The sequence below is a fragment of the Shewanella sp. 553 genome (assembly GCF_059338375.1).
This window is the reverse complement of record NZ_CM181701.1, coordinates 2577037-2593734: the sequence shown is the minus strand read 5'-3', so window position 1 is coordinate 2593734 and position 16698 is coordinate 2577037. Positions and strand designations below refer to the sequence as shown.

Genomic DNA, 16698 nt, shown 5'->3' with positions numbered 1-16698 from the left:
AAGATGATTGCTGAATAAAAAGTATTTAGTTACTTGGCTCGGCGAGCGCTTCGATTAACGCGGCGCTGAGCTCCTCTTGTTGAGCTGGTTCTAACTGTTTGCCATCGGCGGTTTGCAACATAAAAAAGTCTTCTGCACGCTCACCAATCGTGGTGATCTTGGCCGCCAGCAGCGTGACCTGACAACGATAAAAAATATCACCGACCTTAGCCAGTAAGCCAGGGCTGTCTAATGCAATAAGCTCCATTAAGGTGGTGCCTTGCTTGCGCGCGGGTAAAAAACTCACCTGAGTCGGTACCCTAAAGGGTTTCATCTTACGCGGCAATTTTTTAAATTTGGGCAGTTTGGCGGTATCGCTGCTTAAGGCTCTGATCAGGGCTTTTCTTAAGCTCTGAATTCGAGATAACTGCGAAACTGGGCTGCCATCTTGCTCTAAAATGACGAAAGAATCCAGTGCATATCCATCTTTTGAGTTCATGATATTAGCATCATGCACATTGATGTTTTTATTATCGAGTACCGCCATAACAGTGGCAAATAATCTCGGTTTGTCTGGAGTATAAACAAATAATTCTGTACCACCACGAGTGGTGTGTTTGGAGATGAGTACTAAGGCTTCATCATGTTTATGTTTAAGGATAGCCTCGGCATGCCAAGCTACTTGATTGGGCTGGTGACGCAAAAAGTAATCGGCTTTAAAGCGTAACCATAATTGGTCGAGGCTTTTTTCTTTAATGCCGCGTCTTAGCAGCTCTTTTTTTGCCTTGGCTTGGTGTTCGCGTACACGGGCACGAATATCAACCGGCTTTTCTTTGCCGCGTGCTAGCACCCGCTGCGTCGAAAAGTAAAGATCGCGCAGTAACGAGCCTTTCCAGCTGTTCCAGGTTTTTTCATTGGTGGCACAAATATCCGCGACCGTCAGGCAGTAGAGATAGCTTAAATGCACCGCATCTCGCACTTTATCGGCAAATTCAGCAACCACATCAGGGTCGGAAATATCGCGGCGCTGCGCCGTTACCGACATAATCAGGTGATTCTCGACTAGCCAGCTAACCAGTCTGCCATCGTGTTTATTTAAGCCGTGTAGATCGCAAAATGCTTGAGCATCGACTGCGCCCAGCTTGCTGTGATCACCGCCGCGGCCTTTGCCTATATCGTGAAAAATGGCCGCCAAGACCAGTAAACCTTTTTTAGGCAGCTGATTAATCAGCACTGAACCAAGTGGAAATTCCTCTTTTTGCTCGGGTTGAGAAAACCGCTCGATATTTAAGATTAATCTATGGGTATGTTCATCGACCGTATAGGCATGGAACAGGTCAAACTGCATCTGACCTTCGATACTGCGCCAAGCAGGTAAGTAGGCAGACATGATCCCGTGGCTGTGCATCAATGATAAGGCCGCAATACCGCGCGGATGGCGTAATATTTCAAGAAATATCGCCCGGCACGGCTCATGATGCATTAGCGGTTGGGTTTGTGCACGCCGCGCTCGGCGAAGCTGGCGCAGGGTAGGCGCGTAAATGGCTTTAATATTGGAGTTACGCGCCACTTGTAAGAAGAGCCCCATGATCTCGGCGGGATCGTCAAAAAGGTTAGGCTTAAGACACTCGATAAAGCTACTACGACGTTGGTAGTTTTCATCGATAGGGAAGATTTCAAGTGCCGTAGTGTGACCTAAGGTTGCCCGTTTAAACAGTTGCAGCAGCATCTGGTTAAGCTCCATCACCCGGCGCACCGTGCGATAGTAGCGTTTCATCATCTGTTCTACCGCAAGCTGAGTTTTATCTTTATAACCAAGTAATTCAGCAACTTGACGCTGCAAGTCAAACAGTAAACGGTTTTCGTCACGGCCAGAGATAAGGTGCAGTGCAAATCTCAACTGCCACAAGTATTCTTGGCATTCGAGTAGTTCGTCTAACTCTGCTTTTTCTAAAAAACCGTGGGCGACTAAGTCTTCGGTGCAGCTGGCATTAAAGTAGCGCATAGCTACCCAAGTAATGGTTTGAATATCGCGTAAACCACCAGGGCATGATTTGATGTTGGGTTCGAGATCGAAGGCACTGGCTTTAGCGTGCCGGAGAATCTGTTCATCGCGCTTAGCAATAAAAAACTCACTGGCAGGCCAAAAGTTGGCTTCTCTTACGCGGCGATATAACTCTGCAAATAACTTGTGTGGACCACATAGCCGCCGCGCTTCGAGCAAGTTGGTTGCTATGGTAATGTCATTACGGCCTTGATTGATAGTGTCATCAACGCTGCGGACGCTATGGCCCACTTCTAAGCCAGCGTCCCACAAAAAGGCGATATATTGCCCCAATAGGTGTTCACCTTCTTGGGATAATTGTCCGTCAATCAAAAACAGCAGATCTACGTCTGAGTGCGGGTGCAGTTCGCCACGACCATAACCACCAACCGCGATCAGTGCCACAGGATGTTGCTCAAGTTGATGAGAACGCCATTGTTTGCACAGTAACGCATCTACGGCGCGACAGCGTTGCTTTACCAGCAAGGTAACCGACTCGCCCGCATTAAATCGCTCTAATAGTTGCTCGTTTTGCAGTTTTAAGGCTGATTTAGCGTTCAGTGCGTTATTCATTGGTATCCTTCGGGGAAAGGCTGCGGCTATTGCCGAACCGCAGCCTGATATTATCGTAATCCACTCTCCACTTTACGCACTACTTAAACGGAAAGTACAGCAATTAGTGATTGATTATGCGCGGGAAGTCTTCTTCTGAACGTAGGGTCAATACTTCAACCCCTTTGTCAGTCACTAATAGGGTATGTTCCCATTGGGCCGAGTTTTTACCGTCAGAGGTCGTTACCGTCCAGTTGTCATCTTTATCTAATACGCTTGTATGACGACCCGCATTGATCATTGGTTCGATGGTAAAACACATGCCAGGACGCAATACGGTCTTGTCATTGTTTTTGTAATGCATGACTTGGGGTTCTTCATGAAAACCAGCGCCGATACCATGGCCACAGTAATCGGTTACGATACTGTATTTCTCTAGACCGGTTTTCTTACTCTTAATGTATTTCTCAATGATGGTGCCAATTTCACCTAGCTTCATACCTGGACGCACCTTTTTGATGGCTTCGTATAAGCTTTCTTGAGCGACACGGCACAAACGTTTGTCTTTGGCGCTGACATCACCAATCAGAAACATTTTTGAGGTGTCACCATGGTAGCCATCCTTAATCACGGTAATGTCGATATTGAGGATATCGCCATCTTTTAAGGCTCTGTCATTGGGAATGCCATGACAAATCACCTCATTAATAGAGGTGCAAATAGATTTCGGGAAACCGTGATAGTTAAGTGGCGCCGAAATTGCCCCTTGCTCTGCAGTATATTTGGCACAGATATCGTTAAGCTCATTCGTGGTGACGCCCGCCTTAACGTAAGGGGCTATCATCTCTAGAACATCGGCGGCTAATTTGCCCGCAGCGCGCATTTTTTCGATCTCTTCGGCTGTTTTAATCACTATACTCATTAGGCTTTCTCTTGTTTCTCGGTAGTCTTATTTTTGGCGCGTCAACTATGCTAAAAATTTGTGTTTTCGCTGGTTTCATGGTATAAAGCGCGCCGTTACGTTTGACTCTTGATTACTTGTCATCTGACCAGGTCTTCTGACGTTTGGTTAAGAGCGAATCTGGCGGCCATTATACATGGCAATTACTAAATACTAAATCACACACGTATCGACACGTTCTCCGGGGTGCCTATAAAAGGTCGGAGATATGGGATGCGTGGAGGTCTAACCCCCAATTTTAAGGTAATAAAATGACTACAGTTTCAATGCGCGACATGCTTCAAGCCGGTGTTCACTTCGGTCACCAAACTCGTTACTGGAACCCAAAGATGAAGCCATTCATCTTCGGCGCTCGTAATGGTGTTCACATCATTAACCTAGAGCACACTGTGCCTATGTTCAATGAAGCACTAGCGTTCATCAGCAACGTAGCATCTAAGAAAGGGAAAGTTCTTTTCGTAGGTACTAAGCGCGCTGCAAGCGAAGCTATCAAAGAAGCAGCAATTTCTTGTGATCAGTACTATGTTGATAACCGCTGGTTAGGTGGTATGTTGACTAACTGGAAAACAGTTCGTCAATCAATCAAGCGTCTAAAAGATCTAGAAAGCCAGTCAATCGATGGCACTTTCGACAAGCTAACTAAGAAAGAGGCGCTAATGCGTACTCGCGAGCTTGAGAAACTAGAAAAGTCTCTTGGTGGTATCAAGAACATGGGCGGTCTACCTGACGTTATCTTCGTTATCGGTGCTGACCATGAGCACATCGCGATTAAAGAAGCTAACAACCTAGGTATCCCAGTTGTTGCTGTTGTAGATACTAACTCTTCTCCAGACGGCATCACCTACATCGTTCCTGGTAACGATGATGCTATGCGTTCTATCCGTCTGTACACTGAGTCAGTTGCTGCAGCTGCTAAAGCTGGTCGCGGTCAAGACCTAGCGGTTCAAGCTGAACAAGACGGTTTCGTAGAAGCTGAATAATAAGGCGAGATGAATTTCATCGCCCTTATTAACCAAGATATATGATTGGTGAACAGGGGCCCTTAAGGCCCCTGTTTTATATCATTTGATTTGTAGATTTACCTATAGAGGATTTAACAATGGCAATTACTGCTGCCCAAGTTAAAGAACTACGTGAGCGCACTGGCGCTGGCATGATGGATTGTAAAAAAGCGCTAACTGAAACCAATGGTGACATTGAGCTAGCGATTGAAAACATGCGTAAGAGCGGTGCTGCTAAGGCTGCTAAAAAAGCGGGTAACATCGCTGCTGAAGGTACTATCCTTATCAAGCAAGGCGAAGGTTTCACTGCACTTTTAGAAGTTAACTGTCAAACTGACTTCGTTGCTAAAGACGGTAACTTCCTAGCATTCGCTAACGCAGTACTTGATGTTGCTGCTGCATCTAAAGTGACTGTTGAAGACCTAAAAGCACAGTTCGAAGAAACGCGTGTTGCACTAGTGGCTAAAATCGGTGAAAACATCAACGTACGTCGCGTTGAGTACATCGATGGTACTAACACTGCTTCATACCGTCACGGCGAACGCATCGGTGTTGTTGTCACTGGTGATGCAGACGAAGAAACACTTAAGCACATCGCAATGCACGTAGCGGCTTCTAAGCCTGAATACGTTCACCCAGAAGATGTTCCTGCTGATGTTGTTGAGAAAGAAAGAGCCGTTCAAATCGAAATCGCGATGAATGAAGGCAAGCCTCAAGAGATCGCTGAGAAGATGGTTGCGGGTCGTATGAAGAAGTTCACCGGTGAAGTTTCTCTTACTGGTCAAGCTTTCATCATGGAACCAAAGAAAACAGTTGGCGAGATTCTTAAAGAGAAAGGCGCTACTGTTACAAACTTCATTCGTTTAGAAGTTGGTGAAGGTATCGCGAAGAAAGAAGAAGATTTCGCTGCTGAAGTTGCAGCACAAATCGCTGCTTCAAAGGCGTAATCGCCGCTTTTTTGATACCCTAAAAACCGCAGCAATCGCTGCGGTTTTATTATGCCAATTAGATTGTCACAGCCTGCATTTTTTTCGATATAATTGGTAAAATACCCACCAGCATTTATCAGGACAAAAAACTATGAGCACAAACCCCAAACCCGCTTTTCGACGTATTCTTCTTAAATTGAGTGGCGAAGCCCTGATGGGCGAAGAAGGCTTTGGTATCGACCCTAAAGTACTCGATCGTATGGCACAAGAGGTTAAGGAGTTGGTTGAGCTTGGTATTCAAGTTGGTGTTGTGATCGGTGGTGGTAACCTGTTCCGTGGTGAAGGGCTGGCTAAAGCCGGTATGAACCGTGTTGTTGGCGACCATATGGGCATGTTAGCCACTGTGATGAATGGCTTAGCAATGCGTGATGCCTTGCACCGTGCTTATGTTAATGCGCGCCTGATGTCAGCAATACCGCTTAAAGGTGTGTGTGACGATTATAACTGGGCTGAAGCGATTAGCTTGCTAAAATCGGGTCGAGTGGTGATTTTTGCAGCCGGTACGGGTAATCCATTTTGCACTACTGACTCTGCTGCGTGCCTGCGCGGTATTGAGATTGAAGCCGAAGTTGTGCTCAAGGGCACCAAAGTCGATGGCGTCTATTCAGACGACCCAGTGAAGAACCCTGAAGCCGTTAAATATGACGAAATGGGTTACGACGAAGTACTAGACAAAGAATTAAAAGTGATGGATCTTGCTGCATTTACACTGGCGAGAGATCACGACATGCCTATTTTAGTGTTCAATATGAATAAGCCTGGTGCGCTGCGCCGTGTTATTATGGGTGATCATGAAGGCACAATGATCAAAAGTAGCCGCGTAAAATCAGCCGAATAAGTACCATTTATACTAACGTAAATTTAGTAAGCAAAAAGGATATTAAACGTGATTAATGAAATCAAAGAAGATGCGAAACTACGCATGGGTAAATGTGTTGAAGCGACTAAAACGCAAATGGCTAAAGTGCGTACCGGTCGTGCTCACCCGAGTCTACTTGATTCAATCAAGGTACCTTATTACGGTTCACTGACTCCACTAAAGCAAGTGGGTAACGTATCGATTGAAGATTCAAGAACCCTAGCGGTCAGCGTTTTTGACTCAACTATGATAGCAGCGGTAGAAAAGGCAATTATGAGTTCAGATTTGGGGCTAAACCCTATGTCTGCAGGCACCACTATTCGCATTCCGCTACCTGCGCTAACTGAAGAGCGTCGTAAAGACCTGATCAAAGTGGTTCGCGCCGAAGCGGAAAACGGACGTATTGCCGTACGTAACGTTCGCCGTGATGCTAACTCTGATGTAAAAGCATTAGAGAAAGAAAAAGAGTGTACCGAAGACGATGTGCGTCGCAGTGAAGATGAAATTCAGAAGTTTACCGATGCACACATTAAAATGATTGATGAAATTTTGGCGGCTAAAGAAGCAGAGTTGATGGAAGTCTAATCTGCAGTCTTAGTTACTAGAGTTAACACGCCGTGTAGGGGTATACTACACGGCGTTTGCTATTTTTAAGGGTTGTAATAGATGTCGATCGAATCTCAATCTGGCTCAGAGTTAGCTGATGACACACTCGCTGAGCTGATTAAGCTGTCTATACCTAAGCACGTTGCTATTATCATGGATGGCAATGGGCGTTGGGCGCAAGCTCAAGGTAAGCCGCGGGTGATTGGACATAAAGCAGGCGTAAAGGCGGTTCGCCGAGCGGTGAGCACTGCACGAGAAATGGGGGTCGGTTCATTGACCTTATTTGCATTTTCCAGTGAGAATTGGCGTCGACCAGACAAAGAAGTTAGCTTGTTAATGGAGCTGTTTTTTACCGTGTTACAACGGGAGTTAAAGCGACTACATAACAATGGCGTACGCCTCAATATCATAGGCGATACCAGTCGCTTTTCGCCGCGTTTACAAAAGCAAATTGCTTCGGCAATGGCACAAACTGCCGAGAATGACGGTTTAATCTTAAACGTCGCAGCCAACTATGGCGGTCGTTGGGACATCATGCAAGCGGCGCAAACCTTAGCCAAAAAGGTTGAATCTGGCGAAATGAGCAGCAGTCAGTTCACCGAAGAGGCGTTAAGTCAGCATTTATGCATGCAAAATCAGCCGGAAGTTGATTTAATGATCCGTACGGGTGGAGATTTTCGCATCAGTAATTTTATACTCTGGCAGGCCGCTTATGCAGAGTTAGTGTTTACTGAGGTGCTTTGGCCCGACTTTGACGAGCAAGCCTTTAAAGAAGCTGTCGCTGTATTTGCTTCGCGTCAACGCCGTTTCGGATTAACGGGAACGCAAATTGAGACGCTACAGGCTGAGCAATAAATTATAAGAGGGAAAGTTTTGCTAAAGCATAGAATAATAACAGCAGTATGGTTAATCCCATTAGTGATGGGTGCCATATTCTTTTTCCCTGTGGAGTATTTTTCATGGGCTCTGGTGGCGGTATTTTTAATCGCCGCTAAAGAGTGGGGCCGTATTATCGATAAACGTTGTAACATCACTCAGTGGAGTTTCACGTTGACTATCGGTATTTTATTAGTGGCGCTCAATCTGTTTGTACCTAGCACAGAGGTGTGGTTTAAGGGCCATTTACATCCCATATTTCTAGCGATTATGGTCATTGGTGCATTTTGGTGGGTTATCTCCTTACTCTTCATCGTGTCATATCCTAAAAGTTCGACCTTGTGGGCTAAGAGCCACATGTTCAAGTCGATGTTTGGCCAGTTAACATTAATCCCTTGTTTTACTGCATTAGTTGCGCTCAAGGCATTAAGCTCACAGGCTGATCCCTATTACGGTGGTACCTTGGTCTTCTTGGTGATGTTGACCGTATGGGCTGCCGATTCTGGCGCTTACTTTGCGGGTAAAGCCTTAGGTAAACATAAATTGATGCCCAATGTCAGCCCTGCTAAAACCGTGGAAGGCCTCATTGGTGGCCTGCTGACGACTATGCTTGTTGTTGCTGGGGTGATGTTACTCTCACCTGAGCAAGAGTTAGGCTTGGTGATTGTAGTCACCCTGTTTGTTGCCTTAGTGTCTGCGGTGGGCGATCTGTCTGAGAGTATGTTTAAGCGTGTTGCCGACATAAAAGACTCAGGTACTATCTTGCCTGGCCATGGTGGCGTTCTAGACAGAATTGATAGCCTAACCGCCGCGTTGCCAGTCTTTACACTCATTTATATCGCATTTTGGATGTAACCATGCAAAAGATGGTGATTCTAGGGGCCACAGGCTCAATTGGCGCCAGCACGCTCAGTGTTGTCGAGCGTAATCCGGCTGATTATGAGGTTTACGCCCTAGTGGCCAATCGTAGTGTCGATAAGATGCTAGCGTTATGCATAACCCATGAGCCTTGTGTGGCGCACATGGTCGATGCCGAGGCGGCCAAAGAGTTAGCAGACCAACTGCCTAAATCACTGCGCACCCGAGTCTCTAGCGGTGCAGATGAACTGCTCGATTTAGTTGCCGCAAGTGAGGTGGATACTGTGATGGCGGCCATTGTCGGGGCTGCCGGATTACCTTCAACCTTAGCTGCGGTTCGTGCGGGCAAGCGAGTGTTATTGGCCAATAAAGAATCATTGGTGATGTCAGGACGTTTGTTTATCGATCAGATGCAAGCTTCTGGCGCGCAAGTGCTGCCTGTGGACAGCGAGCATAATGCGATTTTTCAATGTTTACCCTTCGAGGTGCAGCAGCAAATCGGCGTATGCCAACTAACCGACGCCGGTATTTCACATATTTTGCTGACTGGTTCGGGTGGTCCTTTTCTTAGTACTGACCTTGCCACTTTGCAGCACATGACACCAGATCAAGCCTGTAAGCACCCCAACTGGTCGATGGGACGTAAAATCTCTGTTGATTCGGCTAGCATGATGAATAAAGGGCTGGAATATATTGAGGCCCGTTGGTTGTTTAATGCCGGCAAAGAGCAATTAAAAGTGGTGGTGCACCCACAAAGTGTCATTCACTCAATGGTGCAATATAAAGATGGATCTGTTGTCGCTCAGTTGGGCAACCCTGATATGCGCACGCCTATCGCACATTGTATGGCTTATCCACAAAGAATTTCTGCTGGCGTTGAACCTTTAGATTTTTTCAAAGTCGGACAGTTAAGCTTTCTTGAACCCGATTTTAACCGTTTCCCTTGTTTAGCATTAGCCATTGATGCCTGTGAGCAAGGCCAAGAAGCGACAACTGTGCTCAACGCGGCTAATGAAATATCGGTCGAAGCATTCCTAGCAGGGCGCATTCGGTTTACCGATATTGCTCTTATCAACGAATTTTGCCTAACCAAAGTGGCCAAGCAAAGTTTAAACACGATTGAAGATATTTTGGCGCTGGATAACCAAACTCGCCGAGTGGCTGCTGAACATGTTAAACGTGTGCAGCAGTAAAGAAGGAGCTCAATGCTAGATTTTTTATGGAACCTAGGTTCCTTTATTATTGCTTTAGGCATATTAATCACGGCCCATGAATATGGCCACTTTTGGGTCGCACGTCGCTGCGGCGTCAAAGTGGAGCGCTTTTCCATCGGTTTTGGTAAAGCGATTTGGCGTAAAATCGGAGCAGATGGCACCGAGTATGTGGTCGCGATGATCCCGCTCGGTGGTTACGTGAAGATGCTCGATGAGCGTGTTGACGATGTGCCAGAAGCATTAAAACCTCAAGCTTTTAATCGTAAGTGCGTCTGGCAGCGCATTGCCATTGTCGGCGCCGGCCCCATGGCTAACTTTATCTTCGCCATTTTTGCGTTGTACATCATGTACCTCATTGGTGTGCCGTCATTAAAACCAGTTATTGAAACCACCCAGCCTAATACGCCTGCCGCTATCATTGAGGTTAAACAGCCGCAGCAAGTGATTGCCGTTGGCGACCAAGCCGTCCGCAACTGGGAGGAGGTGACCTATGCCTTAGTTGGGCATATTGGCGATGATAATATCGACATAACCCTAGCCCCACTATCAGGTGTTATGGGCCAAGAGCGTACTTATCGCCTCGACACTCGTCAGTGGCAATTTGACCCAGAAAAACAATCGCCAATCACCTCGCTGGGGTTAGGCATTTATCAACCAGACGTGAGTCCCACCTTGGCCTTTGTCAGTGAAGATGGCGCCGCGTATGCCGCAGGGCTTAGGGTTGGTGATACCTTGGTTGCTATCGATGGCCAGCGTTATAGCCAATGGGATGGGTTTGTCGAACAAATTAAAGCGGCGGCGGGTAAGACTGTAAACATCACTGTGCTACGCGATGGTATGCAGGTTGAGCTTGCGGTGACGCCTAAATCGCGTACTGGCGATAATGGTCAAATAGAGGGGGTAATTGGTGTTGCACCCACTCAAGCTCCTTGGCCAGATGATATGCGTTTACAGTTAGAATACGGTTTAGGCGAATCTTTTGTGGTTGCCGCCGATAAAACGTGGCAACTTGTGTCAGTCAGCATTAAGATGATTGGCAAATTATTTACTGGCGATGTGTCGGTGAAAAACCTAAGTGGACCTATTTCAATCGCACAAGGTGCGGGGAGTAGTGCTAACTATGGTTTAGTTTACTTTTTAGGGTTCCTAGCATTAATTAGCGTCAATTTAGGCATTATTAACCTATTGCCTTTACCAGTGCTAGATGGTGGGCATCTGTTATATTACTTCATCGAAGTGATCACAGGCAGGCCTGTACCGGAGAAGGTACAGGAAATTGGATTCAGATTTGGGGCAGCTATGCTGCTAATGTTGATGAGTATCGCCCTTTTCAATGATTTTTCCCGACTCTGAGCAAGGACACACACATAATTAGAAGTGCTCTATGAGATTGAATAAAATTTTTGCCTCGATGTTATTAGTCGGTGCGTCTTTATCAGGGAACGGTTGGGCCGAAACATTCCAGCCTTTTGAAGTTACAGACATCCAAGTACAAGGTTTACAACGTGTTGCATTAGGTGCCGCACTCCTCAATATCCCCATTAAGGTGGGCGATACCGTTGACGAAACGCGTCTGCAGCAAGCGATTAAAAGCTTGTACGCGTCAACTAACTTCGAACATATCGAAGTCAGTCGCGATGGCAATGTCCTCGTGGTGACGGTCAAAGAGCGTCCAACCATTAGCGCTGTGACCTTCGAAGGCAACAAAGACATTAAAGATGAGCAGTTGCAAGAGAGTCTCGATGGCAGTGACGTTAAAGTTGGTGAGTCATTAGATCGCACCATGCTTAGCGGAATTGAAAAAAGCCTGCAAGATTTCTACTACGGTGTGGGTAAATACGGCGCTAAAGTTGAAGCGCAGGTGATTAACTTACCGCGAAATCGTGTCGAGCTTAAGTTTAAGTTTACTGAAGGCTTAGCCGCTGAAATTCGCCAGATAAACGTTGTGGGTAACACAGTGTTTAGCGATGCTGAATTGATCAGCATGCTGGAATTAAAAGATTATGTGGCCTGGTGGGACCTGTTTGGTGAGCGTCGTTACCAAAAGCAAAAGCTGCAAGCCGACCTTGAAACCATCAAAACCTTTTACCATAACCGCGGTTATATTCGCTTCGATGTCACCTCGACTCAGGTCGCGATGACGCCTGATCGTAAAGGGCTGTATATCACGATTAATGTCGATGAAGGTGAGCAGTACAAGGTAAAAGAGGTCAACCTCACCGGAGACCTTATGGGCCGTGAAGAGGTGATGCAAGCGATTTTGCCGATCAAAGTGGGTGATACCTACAATGGCGGCGACGTGACCTTTACCGAAGAGATGTACGGCAAGTATCTTGGTCGTTTCGGCTATGCCTATCCTGAAGTGAAAACCTACCCAGAAATTAATGACGACACCAAAGAGGTGACTCTTAATGTCAATATTAAACCGGGCAAGCGGGTTTATGTGCGTAGCATTAACTTCACGGGTAACCAAGTCACTAAAGATGAAGTAATGCGTCGTGAATTACGCCAGATGGAAGGGGCATGGTTAAATGCCGCGCAAGTCGAGCAATCTAAAGCGCGCCTTAACCGTCTAGGTTATTTCGAAACTGTTGATACACAAACGGTGCAAGTACCTGGCACCGATGATTTGGTCGATGTTGCCTTTAATGTGAAAGAGCAGCCTTCTGGTTCATTTAACGCGGGTGTGGGTTATGGTACCGAATCAGGTATAAGCTTGCAGTTTGGTGTCCAGCAAAGCAACTTCCTAGGGACTGGTAATCAGGCCGGCATTAACTTAAATACTAATAAGTATTCTAAGAATATTAATTTCTCTTATACCGATCCCTATTTCACTAAGGACGGCGTGAGCTTAGGCGGCAGTGTTTTCTGGAATGAGTTTGATGCGCAAGAGGCTAACCTTGAGCGTTATAAAAACAGCTCTTACGGCGTTGCTTTAAACTCAGGTTTCCCAATTAACGAATATAACCGTATTAACGGTGGTATAGGCTATCGTCATAACGCAATTTCAGAGATTTCAGCTTATGAGCAGGCGCTGCGTTTCTACAATATCTATCGTGATCAAGATGACCCTAATGCCGAGCTAGCATTTGATAATTTCGAATTGAATCTTGGCTGGTATCGCAGTACGTTGAACCGCGGTACCTTCCCAACAGACGGTTCTTCACAGCGTTTAAGCGGTAAGATGACGGTTCCTGGTTCAGATCTGCAATACTTTAAAACCGACTTTGACACCAGCTTCTACTGGCCCTTTAACCGTAGCCATAGCTTCGTGTTATTAACTAAGGCGCGTGTCGGCTACGGTAATGGTTATGGCCAGTTTGGGGATAACGATCAGATTTTACCGTTCTGGGAAAACTACTACTCGGGTGGTAGCAGCTCATTACGTGGCTTTAAGTCGAACTCTGTGGGCCCTCGTTCATTCTACTTGTATCGTGGTAGTGAGCCGTGTTCACCAGATCCATCGGGTGATGGTTGTACCTTGCCTGGCGATCCAAATCGCATCGAAGTCAGCCAAGGGCGTTCTATCGGTGGTAATGCCATCGCGACCGCCAGCATTGAGCTTATTGTGCCGACGCCATTCTTGGACGAAGCCTATACTAACTCTGTGCGTACCAGCTTCTTTGTCGATGCGGGTAATGTCTGGGATACTGAATTTGATTACGATTCCTATCGCGGCTTGCCTGCTGAAGAGTTTGCCGAACTGGCAGATTACTCTGATCCTTCACGCATTCGTGCGTCAGCGGGGATGAGTGTTCAGTGGTTGTCGCCCATGGGGCCAATGGTATTTAGCCTTGCGTGGCCAATCACAGAGTATGAAGATGATGAAACCGAGATTTTCTCGTTCAACATTGGTAAAACTTTCTAAGTTAGAACTAATTTAAATAAAAATAATCGGCAAGTTTTGCTGACAACAAGGAGTTTATTTTGAATAAGATGTTTAATCGCGCAATGATGGTTTTGGTTCTGTTAGGTGCACCGATTGCTGCACAAGCAGAAAAAATTGCAGTGGTAGATATGCAAGCGGTATTTGAGCAGTTACCCCAGCGCGAAGCCGTGAGTAAAACACTCAAAACCGAATTTGGTGACCGTGTGGCTAACGTGCAAAAGATGCAAGACGAGCTACGTGGCATGCTTGAGAAGCAGCAGCGTGATGCCGCGCTGATGAGCGAAAGCCAAAAAACCGATATGTTGCGTAAGATGGAATCACTCAAAGCTGAGCTGCAATTAAAAGGCAAAGCTTTAGATGAAGATATGCGTCGTCGTAACGGTGAAGAGCAAAACAAACTGTTAGTTGAAGTGCAAAAAGCGATCACCGCTATTGCGGAAAAAGAGCAATATGACCTAGTGCTGCAGCGTGGTGCTGCCATCTATGTTAAGCCTTCTTCAGATATCAGCAGTAAAGTTGTTGAAGCGTTGAGCAAAGGCTAACGATTAATGAAAAGCTATACATTAAAAGAGATCGCTGTTTACTTAAATGCTGCGGTACAAGGTGACGACACGGTTGAAATTAACCGAGTTGCCACTCTCGAAAAAGCGCAAAAGGGTGAGATCTCTTTTTTAGCCAACTCAAAATACCAGCATCAGCTTGCGGGCACATTGGCATCAGCAGTGTTGTTGTCGCCCAAAATGGCGGCTGATTTTAACGGCAACGCAATTGTACTTAATGATCCTTATGTAGGATTTGCAAGGGTGGCGCAGTTACTCGACTCGACGCCTAAAGCCGCTGAAGCAATTCATCCCAGCGCAGTGATTGATGTCAGTGCCACTATAGGCGAAGGCGTTGCTATTGGCGCCAATGCCGTTATCGGCCCCAATGTGATTTTGGGGCAGCAGGTACAGATTGGTGCAGGATGTGTTGTAAGCCAAGACGTTATCATCGGCTCCAATACCATCTTGTGGCCTAATGTGACTGTGTACCACAATGTCCACCTTGGTCAAGACTGTATAGTGCATTCGGGCACGGTACTGGGATCGGACGGTTTTGGTTATGCTAATGAGCGTGGGCAGTGGATCCGCATTCCGCAAACGGGGGGCGTGCGTATTGGTGATCGGGTTGAAATTGGTGCTTGTACTAGTATTGACCGTGGCGCACTAGATCATACCGAGATCCATGATGGGGTGATCATCGATAACCAAGTGCAAATTGCCCATAATGTGATTATTGGTGAAAACAGTGCTCTTGCCGGTGGTTCTACCTTTGCGGGTAGTGTCACCATAGGTAAATATTGTATCATTGGTGGCTGTAGCGCCGTAGCTGGACATTTATCCGTCGCCGACGGTACCCATATCTCAGGTGGCACAAACGTTACGAGTGTTATCAGGGAGCCTGGTGTATACTCCTCTGCTACTGTGGCGATGGAAAACAAGGTGTGGCGTCGAAATACCGTACGGTTTAGACAGCTAGATGAACTGTTCCAACGCGTTAAAAAGTTAGAAAAAAACGTTAAAATAGAAGATTAAGTGCCCCTTGGCAGCTAAGGAAATTATTGAGTGTCAAATCAATTAAACACAATGGATATCAAAGAGATCCTAAAGTTTTTGCCCCATAGGTATCCGTTTTTATTGATCGATAGAGTCCTCGACTTTACCCCAGGCGAATCACTCCATGCGATCAAAAATGTCACTATTAATGAGCCATTTTTTCAAGGCCATTTCCCCGTTCAACCCGTGATGCCGGGGGTATTAATCCTCGAAGCGATGGCACAAGCCACGGGTTTATTGGCATTTAAGACCATGAGTGACGAACCATCAAATGATGCACTCTACTATTTCGCGGGTATCGACAAAGCACGTTTTAAGCGTGTGGTTGAGCCAGGCGATCAGCTGCATTTTGAAGTGAAAATGATTAAAGAACGCCGCGGGATTGGGGTGTTTACTGGTGAAGCAAAGGTCGATGGCGAACTAGTCTGTTCTGCCGAGATTATGTGTGCCCGTAGAGAGATTAGTCAGTGATTGATGATTTAGCGTTTGTACATCCCGATGCCAAAATTGGTAATAATGTCACCATAGGTCCATGGACCTATATTGGTGCCGATGTTGAAATTGGTGACGATTGCCACCTGAGTTCTCATGTTGTGGTCAAAGGCCCGACAGTGATGGGCAAAGGCAATCGCATTTTCCAGTTCGCCTCTGTGGGTGAAGACTGCCAAGATAAAAAGTACGCGGGCGAACCCACGCGCTTAATTATTGGCGATAATAATGTGATCCGTGAATCGGTGACCATTCATCGCGGCACGATTCAAGACAAGGGCGAAACCGTTATTGGTTCTAACAACCTGTTTATGGCCTACGTGCATATTGCCCACGACTGTGTGGTTGGCAATAATGTGATCATGGCTAACAATGCTTCGATTGCAGGTCATGTTCATGTCGGTGATTGGGCCATTTTAGGTGGTATGACTGGCGTGCATCAGTTTGTGCATATAGGCGCGCATGCTTTTACCGCAGGTAGCTCTCTTATTTTGCAAGATGTGCCTCCGTTTGTGATGGCCTCAGGCCAGCCTGCGATACCGCGTGGTCTTAACGCCGAAGGGCTCAAGCGTCGTGGCTTCTCTAAAGAGAGCCAACTTGCGGTGCGCCGAGCTTATAAAACAGTGTATCGCAAAGGGTTGACGGTTGATGAAGCCATTGCCGCTTTGAGTGAAGACTCCCAAGATGAGCAAGTGAAGCTATTTACTGATTTCATTGCCAATTCCAGTCGAGGCATTATTCGTTAAGCCACTGGTCTTGGAAATCAAAAGCTCGTTTAGACGGGCT

At 46.4% G+C, this 16698-nt stretch carries 15 protein-coding genes; 13 read left to right on the top strand and 2 right to left on the bottom strand.

Going from position 1 to position 16698, the window contains the following annotated elements:
* Positions 1 to 25: 25 nt before the first annotated feature.
* Together glnD and map are read right to left on the bottom strand one after the other, a co-directional pair.
* Complete coding sequence (gene glnD, locus AC5YBZ_RS11520) at positions 26 to 2596, bottom strand: bifunctional uridylyltransferase/uridylyl-removing protein GlnD (RefSeq protein WP_494521344.1); 2571 nt, start codon at positions 2594 to 2596, stop codon at positions 26 to 28.
* 103 nt (positions 2597 to 2699) lie between these two features.
* A complete protein-coding gene (gene map, locus AC5YBZ_RS11515) occupies positions 2700 to 3497 on the bottom strand; it encodes a type I methionyl aminopeptidase (protein WP_494521345.1) in 798 nt (265 codons plus the stop codon).
* Positions 3498 to 3787: 290 nt separating this feature from the next.
* Here map and rpsB point away from each other — a divergent pair, with 290 nt between their 5' ends.
* The 13 genes from rpsB to lpxA all read left to right on the top strand — a co-directional run bounded on the left by rpsB (position 3788) and on the right by lpxA (position 16658).
* Positions 3788 to 4516: a 30S ribosomal protein S2 gene (gene rpsB, locus AC5YBZ_RS11510; protein WP_110458609.1), complete on the top strand. Its 729-nt coding sequence runs from the start codon at positions 3788 to 3790 to the stop codon at positions 4514 to 4516.
* A gap of 119 nt (positions 4517 to 4635) precedes the next feature.
* Positions 4636 to 5484 (top strand): translation elongation factor Ts, encoded by an 849-nt coding sequence (gene tsf / locus AC5YBZ_RS11505; protein ID WP_475514383.1) that lies wholly within the window; start codon positions 4636 to 4638, stop codon positions 5482 to 5484.
* 133 nt (positions 5485 to 5617) lie between these two features.
* Positions 5618 to 6364 carry a UMP kinase gene (pyrH, locus tag AC5YBZ_RS11500; protein ID WP_475514382.1) on the top strand — a complete coding sequence of 249 codons (747 nt, stop codon included), beginning with the start codon at positions 5618 to 5620 and terminating at the stop codon, positions 6362 to 6364.
* Positions 6365 to 6412: 48 nt separating this feature from the next.
* On the top strand, positions 6413 to 6970 hold the full coding sequence (gene frr / locus AC5YBZ_RS11495; protein ID WP_494521346.1) for a ribosome recycling factor: 558 nt from the start codon (positions 6413 to 6415) through the stop codon (positions 6968 to 6970).
* 81 nt (positions 6971 to 7051) lie between these two features.
* Positions 7052 to 7846: an undecaprenyl pyrophosphate synthase gene (gene uppS, locus AC5YBZ_RS11490; RefSeq protein WP_494523722.1), complete on the top strand. Its 795-nt coding sequence runs from the start codon at positions 7052 to 7054 to the stop codon at positions 7844 to 7846.
* A gap of 18 nt (positions 7847 to 7864) precedes the next feature.
* Positions 7865 to 8722, top strand: a complete 858-nt coding sequence (locus tag AC5YBZ_RS11485; protein ID WP_494521348.1) for a phosphatidate cytidylyltransferase — start codon at positions 7865 to 7867, stop codon at positions 8720 to 8722.
* A 2-nt stretch (positions 8723 to 8724) separates the two neighbouring features.
* Positions 8725 to 9918, top strand: coding sequence for a 1-deoxy-D-xylulose-5-phosphate reductoisomerase (ispC, locus tag AC5YBZ_RS11480; RefSeq protein ID WP_494542927.1), 1194 nt, complete (start codon positions 8725 to 8727; stop codon positions 9916 to 9918).
* A gap of 12 nt (positions 9919 to 9930) precedes the next feature.
* Entirely contained in the window at positions 9931 to 11292 is a 1362-nt protein-coding gene (gene rseP, locus AC5YBZ_RS11475) for a sigma E protease regulator RseP (protein WP_494542926.1), read from the top strand.
* Between the two features lie 31 nt (positions 11293 to 11323).
* The gene (bamA, locus tag AC5YBZ_RS11470; protein ID WP_494521351.1) at positions 11324 to 13807 is read left to right on the top strand and encodes an outer membrane protein assembly factor BamA; all 2484 of its coding nucleotides are present in this window, start codon (positions 11324 to 11326) and stop codon (positions 13805 to 13807) included.
* A gap of 68 nt (positions 13808 to 13875) precedes the next feature.
* Positions 13876 to 14370 (top strand): OmpH/Skp family outer membrane protein, encoded by a 495-nt coding sequence (locus tag AC5YBZ_RS11465; RefSeq protein ID WP_494521607.1) that lies wholly within the window; start codon positions 13876 to 13878, stop codon positions 14368 to 14370.
* Between the two features lie 6 nt (positions 14371 to 14376).
* Positions 14377 to 15402 carry a UDP-3-O-(3-hydroxymyristoyl)glucosamine N-acyltransferase gene (gene lpxD, locus AC5YBZ_RS11460; RefSeq protein WP_494542925.1) on the top strand — a complete coding sequence of 342 codons (1026 nt, stop codon included), beginning with the start codon at positions 14377 to 14379 and terminating at the stop codon, positions 15400 to 15402.
* Between the two features lie 30 nt (positions 15403 to 15432).
* Positions 15433 to 15894, top strand: coding sequence for a 3-hydroxyacyl-ACP dehydratase FabZ (fabZ, locus tag AC5YBZ_RS11455; RefSeq protein ID WP_494542924.1), 462 nt, complete (start codon positions 15433 to 15435; stop codon positions 15892 to 15894).
* Positions 15891 to 16658, top strand: a complete 768-nt coding sequence (gene lpxA / locus AC5YBZ_RS11450) for an acyl-ACP--UDP-N-acetylglucosamine O-acyltransferase (RefSeq protein WP_494542923.1) — start codon at positions 15891 to 15893, stop codon at positions 16656 to 16658. The genes fabZ and lpxA overlap by 4 nt, the downstream gene beginning before the upstream one ends.
* The last annotated feature ends 40 nt before the right edge of the window (positions 16659 to 16698 follow it).

Coding starts and splice junctions, on each gene's coding strand:
- AC5YBZ_RS11465 (WP_494521607.1), top strand. CDS start 13,876: ATGTTTAATCGCGCAATGATGGTTTTGGTTCTGTTAGGTGCACCGATT.
- pyrH (WP_475514382.1), top strand. CDS start 5,618: ATGAGCACAAACCCCAAACCCGCTTTTCGACGTATTCTTCTTAAATTG.
- uppS (WP_494523722.1), top strand. CDS start 7,052: ATGTCGATCGAATCTCAATCTGGCTCAGAGTTAGCTGATGACACACTC.
- tsf (WP_475514383.1), top strand. CDS start 4,636: ATGGCAATTACTGCTGCCCAAGTTAAAGAACTACGTGAGCGCACTGGC.
- glnD (WP_494521344.1), bottom strand. CDS start 2,596: ATGAATAACGCACTGAACGCTAAATCAGCCTTAAAACTGCAAAACGAG.
- map (WP_494521345.1), bottom strand. CDS start 3,497: ATGAGTATAGTGATTAAAACAGCCGAAGAGATCGAAAAAATGCGCGCT.
- rseP (WP_494542926.1), top strand. CDS start 9,931: ATGCTAGATTTTTTATGGAACCTAGGTTCCTTTATTATTGCTTTAGGC.
- rpsB (WP_110458609.1), top strand. CDS start 3,788: ATGACTACAGTTTCAATGCGCGACATGCTTCAAGCCGGTGTTCACTTC.
- lpxD (WP_494542925.1), top strand. CDS start 14,377: ATGAAAAGCTATACATTAAAAGAGATCGCTGTTTACTTAAATGCTGCG.
- bamA (WP_494521351.1), top strand. CDS start 11,324: ATGAGATTGAATAAAATTTTTGCCTCGATGTTATTAGTCGGTGCGTCT.
- ispC (WP_494542927.1), top strand. CDS start 8,725: ATGCAAAAGATGGTGATTCTAGGGGCCACAGGCTCAATTGGCGCCAGC.